The following is an 11,528-nucleotide window of genomic DNA, read 5'->3' as shown; positions in this document are numbered from 1 at the left end:
TTGCTCAGAAAAACCAAGCGGAACAGAGAGGAGACAAGAGATGCGTTGTCGCATTCACCTCAAAGGATATCTGGACCCGTCCTGGCAAGAATGGCTGGGAGGATTAATTATTCTTCAGCAAGCCTCTGGTACAACCCTGCTCACTGGCACGCTGCCCGACCAGGCAGCGCTACATGGGGTGCTGGTGACCCTGCGCCGTTTGAATCTGAGCCTGCTTTCTCTACAGACAGATGAAGCGTCCCAGGGCGAGGAGTCTCTCTTTTTTCTGGGTGAAAACAAAAAGAAGGAGCGGAAATGAATATGCCATCACCTCATCCCAACGTTGATGAAACCACGCCCATGCTGATTGTGGGAGGTGGTCTGGTGGGCCTGTCAGCCTCCCTCTTCCTGAGCTGGCACGGCAGTTCCTCGATGCTGGTCGAACGCCATCCGGGGACCGCGATCCATCCGCGTGCCATGGGCTTTACCCCGCGCACAATGGAACTGTTCCGTTCTCTTGGCATTGAGGAGGCTATTCGCCGAGTCGAACCACCTATCCCTCAGGGCAATCAGGTGCTCCTAGTCGAGAGCCTGGTGGGTCAACAGTTTGACTGTTTCCAGGAAGAGGTCGACTCGTTGTTCATCGATGCCAGCAGCCCCGTACGCGGCAGCGCCATTGCTCAAGATCTGCTAGAGCCAGTGCTGCGCACGCGGGCTGAACAGCTCGGTGGGGATCTGCGCTTTGGAACCGAACTGGTCGCGTTCGAGCAGGACGAAGAGGGCGTCACTGCTACAATCCGCGAGCGCGCCAGCCAGCGCATCCGCACAGTTCGCGCACAGTATCTGGTGGCCGCTGATGGCAGCCAGAGCGCGATTCGCAAGCAGCTTGGCATCAGTCAGCATGGCACCGGCAGCATGGGGCATTTCGTCAGCCTGATCTTTGAAGCGGATCTGATGAAGATCTTCCATGAGCGGCAGGCGGCGATGTGTTTCCTCAGTAACGAGCAAGTCGCGATTGGATCGTTTGTTCCCTATCCAGGCTCTGCGGGGCGAGGAGACCTCTTCAGGCTGGATGTGGGTTATGACCCGGAGGAAGAGACGCTTGCCGACTATCCTGAAGAGCGCTGTCTCCACCTGATTCAGGCGGCGGCCGGAATCCCGGATCTGAAGATCACGCTCAAAGCCAGGTTGACATGGGAGATGAACGCGCTTGTGGCTGATCAGTGGCAGCAGGGTCGGATCTTCCTGGTAGGTGATGCCGCACGCACCCAACCACCCAGCGGCGGTTTGGGAGGGAATACCGGCATCGCAGAGGCGCACAATCTGGCCTGGAAACTGGCGGCCGTCCTGCGTGGGGAGGCGGGCGAGGCGTTGCTCGCATCGTATGACGCGGAGCGCCGCCCGGTGGCAGACTATACCGCAGAGCAGATGGCGCTCCTTTCCCAGCAGCGTCAGGGCGAGGGCTCAGCCGGAATTACCGTGAGTATCAGAGATGTCAATACGGGCTATCGTTACGGCACGGGAGCATTCGCGCGAGAAGAGGGTGATGAGCATCTCCCCCTGGCCCGACGCCCGGAGGAGTGGCAAGGACAGCCAGGAACTCATGCCGCCCATCTCGTGCTCGAACAAGCGGACGAGCCGATCTCGACGCTGGACCTGATCGATTCCCACTTTATCCTGCTCGCAGGCCCCAATGGGCACCATTGGAAAGAGGCTGCTCAGCACGCAAAAGAGACTCTCCATCTTGAGCTTTCCTGCTATCAGATTGGTGACGAAGCAGGCGATCTCATCGACACGGAGAACAGGTTCTGTGAGGCCTATGGGATCACCAATTCTGGAGCGGTACTCATCCGCCCCGATGGCTTTATTGGGTGGCGAAGCAAGGGCGCGAATGAAAACGCGCAAGAAGCGTGGCAGACCTTGACTCAGGCTCTCTTCACGCTTCTCTCTCGTTGATCAAATACAGAAAGAATTCGTTCATCGCAAAGAGTGATCGCAAACAGAAAAAAGGAAAATAACATGGTAACTTTTGAATATATTGATACATTTGACTACGCGCCAGCTTCCGTCTTCGCGCTGCTGACCGATCTGGAGGCACGGACCTCCTGGATTCAAGGCCTCATTGAGGTCCGTGTGACTCCTGCTGGTCCCGCTCACCTGGGAACCAGTTACTACGAAGTGGGCAAGTTCTCTGGTTTCAAGAGCGAGAAGACGATGAGCGTCACTGAGTTTGAGCAAGATCGCATGCTGGTCCTGACTACCCCTGACGGGGCGAGCAATCCGTTCCGCGAGAGCTATCTCATCGAGCCGCTCTCCGCAGGAAGCTGCCGCCTGACGATCACGGTCGAGGTAGGCAATGTTCCAAAGGTCGCGGAATTCTTCATGCGACAAGAGATGAAGAAGTCACAGCCGCAGAATGCCGAATCCCTCAAGTCCCTCCTTACCAGTCGGGCACAGCAGGCAAGTTCATCGGAATACTGAGCCTGAAGTATATACCAGGGAAACGAGATTGTTTCCCTGGCTTGCCGATCCGTCCTGCTTGATCTGCTCTCCCACTGTACATCTCATTTACGCTATTTCGTCTCTCTACTGTTTCGGCACGCACCTTCAGGTCCCGTGCCACGGCGTCGAAGCCATGCTGTAAGTCGCGTGCGTACATAAACTGGAGCACGGGAGCAAAGAGGCCTGTAAACGTTTCATAGGTAAAATATTCGGTGATCCCGGTATCGATGGGTTTGAGTTCCTGGAAGCGTTCACCATGCAAAAGCCAGGCGGGCGGGCGTGTCTTCCAGGCCAGGAGGTGCTCTGGCTCGATGGCAGTAATCGTCTCGACACTGGTGGTCATAAAGTTTTCGCGCATCTGCACACGCATCGTCAGCAGTGAGCCGACCTGGAAGTCGGATAGCATAGAGGGGACAAAGCTATTCCATTCGCGATATTTTTCAAGGTCGGTCAGAATCGACCAGACACGCTCGACTGGCGCCTGTATAGTCGTGCGAGCCTGAACAGTAAACCAGCCAGACTTTAGAGCGAGTGATTGTCGCATGCAAGGGTCCGTCCTTTGTTTGTACTCTACAGCAAGCATACCACAAAGGTAGCTCCAGGTATGTGCCTCATGCTAGCTCACTCTTACGCTCCTTCTCTATTTGACTTCTCGCGCCTGCGGCGACCAGAGCCATTCCACTTCACCTTATTAGACGCTTACCCAGCCCTGTTTGCAGCGCACTATGAAGCTGTCGCCTTCGTGGATGATACGGCGCGTGTCCTCTAGCGGTTCGAGGCTATACTCATAGCAGTTGCGCACTTCGAGTATATCCATTTCGCTATCGGGGGCCTCTATATGGAGGGGGGACTCCCAGTGGCCGACGCCACGAATGAAGTTGTAGATCTCCCGCGCATCCCACTGGTCAACGGGAATGGCGAGATCCTCATATGCTGGGAAGGAGTGATAGCTACTGCGTGCCTCGTCTTGTTCGGTGATCTGAGCCTCGTCGCGGTAGAGCTGCCAGGCGGCCTGGGCGAGGAGAACGCCGCCACGCTCAGCGCAGCGCGTCTCTAGCTCCCCATAGCTCATACCATCAGGGACCGCGATACGCTCTTGCAGCACGATGGGACCACTATCCAGTCCTCTGTCCATGAGGTGAATGGTGACGCCGGTCTCGTGCTTGTGCTCGCGAAAGGTCCAGAAGAGCGGCTCGGGTCCCCGGTTGGCGGGCAAGAGCGAGGGATGGACATTGAGGCAGCCAAGGCGGGGCAGGTCCAAGATGCGCGCGGGAATCAGGCGAGAGAAGCAGGCGACACAGGCCAGGTCGGGTTCATAGTCCGCGAGGATGGCGTGGGTCGTAGAGTCATTTAAGCGGCTCACCTGCCAGAGTGGTAGGTGTCGTTTCGCTGCTATTTGTACAATATTGGTATGTAGCGAAGTATGCGCGAGCGGCAGCATAGTACGTATCGGTAGCGGATTTTCATAGCGCGTAATGGCGGGTGTGGCTCTCCCAGGGACGGCATTGATAGGTAGCACCACGGCGCAGACGTCGATTCCCGCCTCCAGCAGCGCGTTTAGCGCCAGAGCCGAGAACGTTCCGCGCATACCGAAAAAGAGCACACGCGGCGCCGTTCCCTGCTCAAAGCTATTTGACATAGTCGATTGCATCTTGTAGTATCTCAATATCATTCAGTCTCGTTTGTGCGTAACAGGAGTTTTCATCATGCCACGAATGGTCTATTGTGTCAAACTAAAGCAGGAACTCCCTGGCCTGGACAAAGCGCCCTTCCCAGGCGAGCTTGGGCAGCGTATCTATGATAACGTCTCGCAGCAGGCATGGCAGATGTGGCCCAACCGCAGTATGCAGATTATCGCCGACCGGGGTCTGAATATGGCTGATCCCCAGGCCCGCAAAGCCATGCGCCAGGAGATGGAGAAGTTCTTCTTCGGCGAGAGTGAGCAGGCCAAACCCGCTCAAGCGGGGCAGTCTGGTCCGCACATCGTCTTCTGTGCTAAGCTGCAACGCGAGCTTCCCGGCCTGGATAAGCCACCCTTCCCTGGTCCCTTGGGGCAGCGCATTTATGAGAGTATCTCCAAACAGGCCTGGGATATGTGGCCTGCGCAAAGCACGCTCATCATCAACCACTATGGCCTGAACATGGCCGATCCCGAGTCACGCAAGATCCTGCGCGAGCAGATGGAGGACTTCTTCTTCGGCAAGGATGCGCGCATGCCCGAGGGCTGGGCACCTGAAGAGGTCGGCGCAGGCGCAGGAGGAGGTGGCGCCAGCCGTAAGGGCGGCGGCGGTGGCGCGGCACGCAAAAAGTAAGGAAGCGACAGGGAACAATGTCAGCAATATCAAACTGGCGACAACCAGGGGCCATTCTGCTGCTCTCCTGCTATGAGCAGGGGCATCAGCCCTTCCACCTCGCCTCGCTGAGCGCCATCCTGCAACAGGAGGGCTTCGCGCCCCACGCTGTGGATACCGCTATCGATACGCTCAGCGACGAGGCCATACAGCAGGCCCGCTTTATCGCCATATCCGTTCCCATGCACACGGCGCTGCGCCTGGGCGAGGCCGTGGCGCTCCGCGTGCGCTCAGCCAATCCAGGGGCATTTATCTGCCTCTACGGCCTCTATGCCCTGCTCAATGCTGATCACCTGCTCCAGGGCGCCATCAATGCGGCAATTGGTGGCGAATATGAAGAGCCACTCTTACGCCTCGTGCAGGCCTGTGAGCAGGGGCAAGACACAGCTATTCCCGGCGTACGCACACGAGAACATGCCAGTGGAGCCTGGATTACGCGCACACCCTTCCTGGTACCACAGCGCCACCAGCTTCCCACCCTGGACCGCTATGCGCGCCTGCAATGGGGAGATGACCTACGCATCGTAGGCTATACTGAGAGCACACGTGGCTGCAAGCATACCTGCCTGCACTGCCCCGTCACACCCGTCTACCAGGGACGCTTCTTCGCTATCTCCCAGCAAATTGTCCTGGCCGACATCCGCGCCCAAGTAGAACAGGGGGCGCGCCACATCACCTTTGGCGATCCCGATTTCTGGAACGGTCCCACACACGCGCTACGCATCGCTCGCGCACTCCACGCTGAGTTCCCCGAGGTAACCTTCGACGCCACGATCAAGATTGAGCACCTGCTCAAGCATGCATCACTGCTGCCTGAGATGCGCGAACTGGGCTGTGCCTTCATCGTCTCCGCCGTGGAGTCGCTCAATGATACGGCACTGCTGCGGCTCGATAAGGGACATACAGCTGCCGACGTGCGGCGCGCCTTTGCTCTGACGCGGGAGGCTGATATCGTGCTGCGTCCCTCGCTGCTCCCCTTCTCCCCCTGGGAGACGCTGGAGAGCTATATCGAACTCCTTGAATTTTTTGAGCAGCAGCACGCCATCGAGCATCTCGACCCGGTACATCTCTCGATTCGCCTGCTCGTCCCGCCGGGGTCCGCGCTTCTGGCACAGGAGGAGAGCCGAAGCTGGTTACGCGACCTGGATGCCGAGAACTATACCTATCGCTGGCAACATCCCGATCCACGCATGGACGAGCTACACGAACGCGTCTCCGCCATTGTCGCGCAGGGCGAGAACTGCCAGACCGATTCTAGCGAGACCTTCTTTAAAGTCAAGGCCCAGGCCCTCGCGATGCTGGGACAAGACTTCTCACCTGCACAGGCGCTCAGCGCCTACGGCCCCCGCGACATCCTCCCCCACCTGACCGAATCCTGGTTCTGCTGAGCAGAGCCCACCAAGGACCAGTTGGCCCTATAATTTTGATTGTAAGTGTGATAGATTCTGGCAGCCAGAATCTATCACACTTACAACTACTGAAATAGAAATAAAGGAGAGTTTCACCGCATGACGCAAACATTGAGTGCAAGCGCACAACGTGTACAGGATATCCTCAGCGAGCGTGGCTTTGATTGCCAGGTCCTGGAACTTCCCAGCTCCACGCGCACCGCGCAGGAGGCCGCGGACTCTATTGGTACCACCGTAGGACAGATCGTCAAATCCCTTATTTTCCGGGGCAAGGAGAGCGACCAGGCAATCCTCGTTGTTGCCAGTGGTACCAATCGCGTTAATGAGAAGCGTCTCAAAGCCGCTGTCGGTGAGGATATCGAGAAGCCCAACGCCGATTTTGTACGCGAGCGCACAGGGTTCGCCATTGGGGGCGTTGCGCCTATCGGTCACACCTCTACACTCAAGACCTTTATCGATGCCGACCTCTTTCAGTATCAAGAGATCTGGGCAGCGGCAGGCACGCCCAACGCCGTCTTCCGTCTCACACCCCAGGATTTGAAGGAGATGACCGGCGGCGAGATTATTGACGTCAAATAACTACGCATAGAGAAATGATAAAGGACTATCTATCATGCGCTTCACATCCAGGCTCAGGCCTCCTATTTATTCCGTGTATCAGAGTGTACTGTTGGCTCTCAGCCTGGCGCGGTGGAGCTGGCGCCCAAATAGATTACTGCTCCTGACGATGTGCCTGGGTATGAGCGCGGCGGTGCTTTTGCTATGCGCGATTCCGCTCCTTGAACAGGTCACAGGCACAGCCAGTCTGCGCCAGGCCCTGCGCGTCTCGCCCGAAAATACACGCATTACAATCAGTGCGGAGGCGCAGGCCCTTTCCCCTCAATTGCTGGCTTCAATGACATCAGCGAGCACAGCCCCGTTTAAAGAGCATCTTGCCCCCTACCTGACACAGGATCAGTCGGCACAATACCGGGTGAATGGTTTTCCACTCGTGACACCGACTGGACCCGACCACGAGGATCAACTCGGCTTCATCTCTACCAACATCCAGCAGATGCGCTCGCATGTGCACCTGCTCAGTGGGCGCTTTCCTTCCAGTCAGCAGCATGGCGAGATTGAAGTCCTTCTGACTCAGGAGTCCGCCGCGCTTTTGCGCGTATCGCCTGGCTCAATCATAACGACCAGCGTAGGCTACTATACCAGCGTGGAAGCGAAGGAGGAGACACCCTTCAGCGATACTTCTTATAAGCGTACGACTCGCCTGACCCTACGCGTCGTGGGCCTTATCGCAGCCAATACAAGCGACATTTTCTGGCATGGGACGAGCTTTCTACCCACGCCTCTCATCCCCAACTATACCAGACCTTTAAGCTTCCCCCTGTTGCTCTCAAGCGATGCGCTGGGCGCCTGGTGCCAGGAGCAATTCTTGCAGGCGCAAGCGGCTGACACAACGAACTCCCAGCCTTCCTCGCCAGAGGCGTTTGTCTTTGATTCCACCGTCTTCGCTTACTGGGACCTGTTTATTGATCCTTCGCGCCTGTCTATTGATCGCTATACCAGTTTTCGCGAGGCGTTGAGAAGCACGGACCTGGACTTCTACAATGGAGTTGCATTACATAGCTATACGTTATATAATCTGCCATCGCCCTACCTACTGGACTTGAGCTATAGTAGTCCTCTGGTGGGCACTGGCCCCTCGGTACTCAACCAGTTGAGCACGCATATAACGCTTTCTCACGTCCCGGTTCTCATTATTTCGCTTCCTACCATCTTGCTTGACCTCTTCTTCATGAGCGTACTTATTTCGCTGCTCATTGAGCGCCAATCATCGGGCATCGCCCTTCTTCGCAGTCGGGGAGCGAGTTCCTTTCAGATCATATGTGCCTTTTCACTACAAGGCCTGGTCGTATCACTTATTGCACTGATTGTTGGGATACTGCTCGCTCCCCTGGTAGTAAGCACGATTACCCAGCCACTCTTGCCATCATTGGCTCAAGACACCACAATGATCCTCTGGCGACAGCCAATGGTGACATTGCAAAGCGTCATTCCATATGCGCTCCTCGCGCTGCTCGCGGGGATGGGGAGTATGCTTTTCACCCTGGCACAAAGCTTGCGTTTAAACGTACTCACGCAGCGATACGAGAGCGCACGCGTAACGCAACGTCCCTACTGGGAACGCTTCTACCTGGACGCCATCTCCGCAGTTATCGCGCTGGTACTCTATCTCATAGCGAACTATGTCTTTCAACTCCAGGGCTTGCTTTCAGATGACACGATTTACGCCATCGCTACCCCTGTTGCCCTGCTGGCACCGTTCTTTTTCATGCTCAGCATCCTCTTCTGTTTCCTGCGCTTCGCGCCTCGTGGACTCAATCTTTTAGCCCGGCTAGCCCATCGCGGGAGAACTGCTCCACCCATGCTCGCGCTGGCCCAAATGACGCGTTCGCCAGGCCGGCCCTTGCAGATCACGTTATTGCTCGCACTCGCATCTTCGTTCATCATGCTGACGCTTATCTTTAACGATTCACAGCAGCAACGGCTCACGGAGCTTGCCCGCTATGAAAGTGTCGCTGACTTCAGTGGCTCTTTTGTGGGAAAGGTCACGCCATCAATCATAAGTACATACCAGACATACAACGCGCTTCCAGGAGTCAGCTCAGTCTCGCTTGGTAGCGAGATCGTCAGTTTTCAGGATAAGAGCCACTCCTTCCACATTCGCGCCGTCGATGCCAAAACCTACGCGCGAGCAACCTACTGGAGCACACAAAACTCCGAGCAACCTCTTGAGGCTCTGACGCGTGAGCTCGCACGACGACGGCCCGCAGCCGGCTACCCTCAAGTGGTACCTGCCCTGGTTGATACTCTGGGCTGGGAGCAGTTGCATCTTTCGCCAGGCAAGACGTTTACGCTGACTTCGTATGATTCTGGTCACGCCTATACCACTACCTACGAAGCACTCGCACGCGTCAATATGATTGAAGGGATGTACGACTCACCTTCCTCTACCGATCAGCCTGCGAGGCCAGCGCTCCTGGTAGACTACCAGACACTCGCTGCTTATCACTCGCATACAGATAAGCAGCCACTCCCCCTCACACACGCATGGTTGCGAACCAGCGATAATCCTGCTCTCCTGGCTCGCCTGCGTGCGCAATTGAACGGTTCCAATGAAGTAGGATTGGCAAACCTTCAGGATCGGCGCGCGCTCCTTGAGGCGCTCCGTACAGATCCACTGACCCTGGATCTCTTGCTGCTCCTCGCACTTGGCACGGCTACCGCGCTCCTGCTGGGCCTGTGTGGAAACATACTAATTACCTGGAATAGCATTCATGAGCGGCAACTTAGTTTCGCGGTCTTGCGGGCCTTGGGGACAGAGCCGCCCCTGGTGGCACGCATCCTCATCTGGGAACAGGGAGTTATTCACCTGGTCGCGCTCTTCTTCGGGGTCGTCTTCGGCCTGCTTTTCACCTTTACCCTGATTCCCAGGCTCATGATCAGCAGTACACCAGTAAGTAACGCCCTGGGTAACATCACGAGCCTGGACTTCTACATGCTGCAACGTACCATTCAAGTCCAGGTTCAGGCGCCCACTTCGCTGGCCTTTGCCTTCCTGGCCTTTGTTCTTGTCTGCGTACTCATTATCTTCCTCGTCACGCGTCACGTGCTACACCTGCTACCCGCGCAAGCACTGCGCTTGAATAAGGATTAACACTTACAAGAAAATGTGTAAGCCAGGAGAAGTTTTTGCAGCCAGAAATGGTAGGCTGGTAGCATTATTTACTTACCAAAGCGCCTTTACCTAAACCTGTTCCAGCAACACATTAGCCAGTGGTGCTGCCCACAGCAGGAGTTGCTCATCAGTCATCGCCGGAGCAACAATCTGTACGGCCAGCGGTAGGCCATTCCTGGCTCGTCCTGCAGGCAGTGCCAACGCGGGCATGCCCGTGTATGACCAGGGGAGATTCATGGCGGTATCCCCGGTACTGTTGAGACCTTCTGGCGCAGGCCCAGTGGCGGCGGGACATACCCAGAGGTCGATCCCTTCCTGGCTCATCAAAGTCTCCAGTTCGGCACGGATTATCTCTCGGTACTCACGAGCCTGTACAACCTGCTCCAGGCCCACCTGCTGTCCGGCGCGAATTTTCGCGGCTGTGCGTGGACGATAGAGTGCTTCATAGGTTGCGAACCAGTTCATATGGACCTGGGCCAGCTCCGCGCTAGCAAGCTCTCGGTACATTCTGTTGAGGACGTGAATACCGTTAAGCACAGGCACACGCTTGAGCGTATACCCGGCCTTCGCCAGCGACGCCAGGTGTTGCTCAAAGCATGTCAGGGCCTCTGGCGAGGCCTGAGTAAGATAAGAACCATCTGGAACAGCCAACACCGGAAGGATATCGTTCTCCAGCGTTGCTCTCCAGTCATCGCAGAGCAACGAGGCTGCCATGGTTATATCAGCTATGTCCTGCGCAAAGAGACCGATGGTATCAAGCGAGGCTGCGTAGGGAATAATACCATCTGTGGCAATACGACCATAGGTAGGCTTAAAACCAGCAATGCCACAAAAAGCGGCTGGACGAATGATGGAGCCTCCAGTCTGAGTGCCCAACGCCAGTGAGCAGAAGCCAGCGGCGACGGCGGCGGCAGAACCGCTACTCGATCCGCCAGGAGTATGCGCTAGATGATGAGGGTTACGCGTCGGCCCCGGTTCATCGGAAGCGAACTCCGCTGTAACCGTTTTGGCAAGGACGAGCGCTCCAGCTTCACGCAGTCTGGAGACACTACTTGCCTCCGGGCCTGCAAAGAGAGTTGGAGGCAATCCTGATCCCGCCCGCGTCAAAAAACCATCGGTCCTAAAGATATCCTTGATTCCCAGCAAGGCGCCATATAATGGTGGGCGTAACGCAGGATCGGGAAAACGCCGTTGCAAACTGGCGGCCTCCGCCAGAAGTCGTTCACGGCGCCCAGGCTCAGGCAAAAGCGCCTGAATTTGTGGCTCAAGCGCATCGATACGATCGCATACTCCACTGATGAATGCCAGCAAATCTCGTTGGCCGGAGCGAAGTCCAGCCAGCGAGAGTGGGGCAATAAGAGGCGATATAGTCAAGGATCTGCCTTTCTAATCTAAATAGGGTGCTCACCCATGCTTTTTCCCGCCAGCCACCAGCCAGGCTGGCCAGGATCAGAATAGGTGGGTCAGAAAACCGTCCAAGGTCGAGTATACCACCCATACAATGCATCCCTTTGCACTCTCTGAATTTCGTGAACACGCCTTGCGGCGAAAAAG

10 protein-coding genes are annotated in these 11,528 nt (G+C 56.5%); 7 read left to right on the top strand and 3 right to left on the bottom strand.

All coding sequences use genetic code 11. The annotated features are described in order from the left end of the window. Positions 1–40 precede the first annotated feature (40 nt). The 3 genes from JMJ04_RS45845 to JMJ04_RS45835 all read left to right on the top strand — a co-directional run bounded on the left by JMJ04_RS45845 (position 41) and on the right by JMJ04_RS45835 (position 2,460). Positions 41–298 (top strand): hypothetical protein, encoded by a 258-nt coding sequence (locus JMJ04_RS45845; protein ID WP_201377021.1) that lies wholly within the window; start codon positions 41–43, stop codon positions 296–298. Continuing rightward, complete coding sequence (locus JMJ04_RS45840) at positions 295–1,935, top strand: FAD-dependent monooxygenase (protein ID WP_201377020.1); 1,641 nt, start codon at positions 295–297, stop codon at positions 1,933–1,935. Before JMJ04_RS45845 ends, JMJ04_RS45840 begins: the two co-directional genes overlap by 4 nt. Positions 1,936–1,998: 63 nt before the next feature. After that, on the top strand, positions 1,999–2,460 hold the full coding sequence (locus JMJ04_RS45835; protein WP_201377019.1) for an SRPBCC family protein: 462 nt from the start codon (positions 1,999–2,001) through the stop codon (positions 2,458–2,460). On the opposite strand, the gene JMJ04_RS45830 is transcribed toward JMJ04_RS45835, so the two are convergent. Beyond that, the gene (locus JMJ04_RS45830) at positions 2,420–3,025 is read right to left on the bottom strand and encodes an SRPBCC domain-containing protein (RefSeq protein WP_201377018.1); all 606 of its coding nucleotides are present in this window, start codon (positions 3,023–3,025) and stop codon (positions 2,420–2,422) included. The two genes, JMJ04_RS45835 and JMJ04_RS45830, sit on opposite strands and share 41 nt — an antisense overlap. Before the next feature lie 147 nt (positions 3,026–3,172). After that, positions 3,173–4,120: a methionyl-tRNA formyltransferase gene (locus JMJ04_RS45825; RefSeq protein ID WP_201377017.1), complete on the bottom strand. Its 948-nt coding sequence runs from the start codon at positions 4,118–4,120 to the stop codon at positions 3,173–3,175. Positions 4,121–4,187: 67 nt separating this feature from the next. On the opposite strand from JMJ04_RS45825, the gene JMJ04_RS45815 reads away from it, so the two are divergent. The 4 genes from JMJ04_RS45815 to JMJ04_RS45800 all read left to right on the top strand — a co-directional run bounded on the left by JMJ04_RS45815 (position 4,188) and on the right by JMJ04_RS45800 (position 9,953). Then, on the top strand, positions 4,188–4,793 hold the full coding sequence (locus JMJ04_RS45815; protein WP_236039197.1) for an oxidative damage protection protein: 606 nt from the start codon (positions 4,188–4,190) through the stop codon (positions 4,791–4,793). Positions 4,794–4,810: 17 nt separating this feature from the next. Continuing rightward, positions 4,811–6,220, top strand: coding sequence for a CUAEP/CCAEP-tail radical SAM (seleno)protein (locus JMJ04_RS45810; protein ID WP_201377016.1), 1,410 nt, complete (start codon positions 4,811–4,813; stop codon positions 6,218–6,220). A 120-nt stretch (positions 6,221–6,340) separates the two neighbouring features. Further along, complete coding sequence (locus JMJ04_RS45805; RefSeq protein ID WP_201377015.1) at positions 6,341–6,820, top strand: YbaK/EbsC family protein; 480 nt, start codon at positions 6,341–6,343, stop codon at positions 6,818–6,820. Positions 6,821–6,854: 34 nt separating this feature from the next. Then, on the top strand, positions 6,855–9,953 hold the full coding sequence (locus JMJ04_RS45800; protein ID WP_201377014.1) for an ABC transporter permease: 3,099 nt from the start codon (positions 6,855–6,857) through the stop codon (positions 9,951–9,953). Between the two features lie 90 nt (positions 9,954–10,043). On the opposite strand, the gene JMJ04_RS45795 is transcribed toward JMJ04_RS45800, so the two are convergent. Continuing rightward, positions 10,044–11,348 carry an amidase gene (locus JMJ04_RS45795; protein WP_201377013.1) on the bottom strand — a complete coding sequence of 435 codons (1,305 nt, stop codon included), beginning with the start codon at positions 11,346–11,348 and terminating at the stop codon, positions 10,044–10,046. Positions 11,349–11,528: the final 180 nt, after the last annotated feature.

The sequence above is a fragment of the Ktedonobacter robiniae genome (assembly GCF_016587375.1).
GTDB lineage: Bacteria > Chloroflexota > Ktedonobacteria > Ktedonobacterales > Ktedonobacteraceae > Ktedonobacter > Ktedonobacter robiniae.
This window is presented reverse-complemented; position numbering and strand designations above follow the sequence as displayed.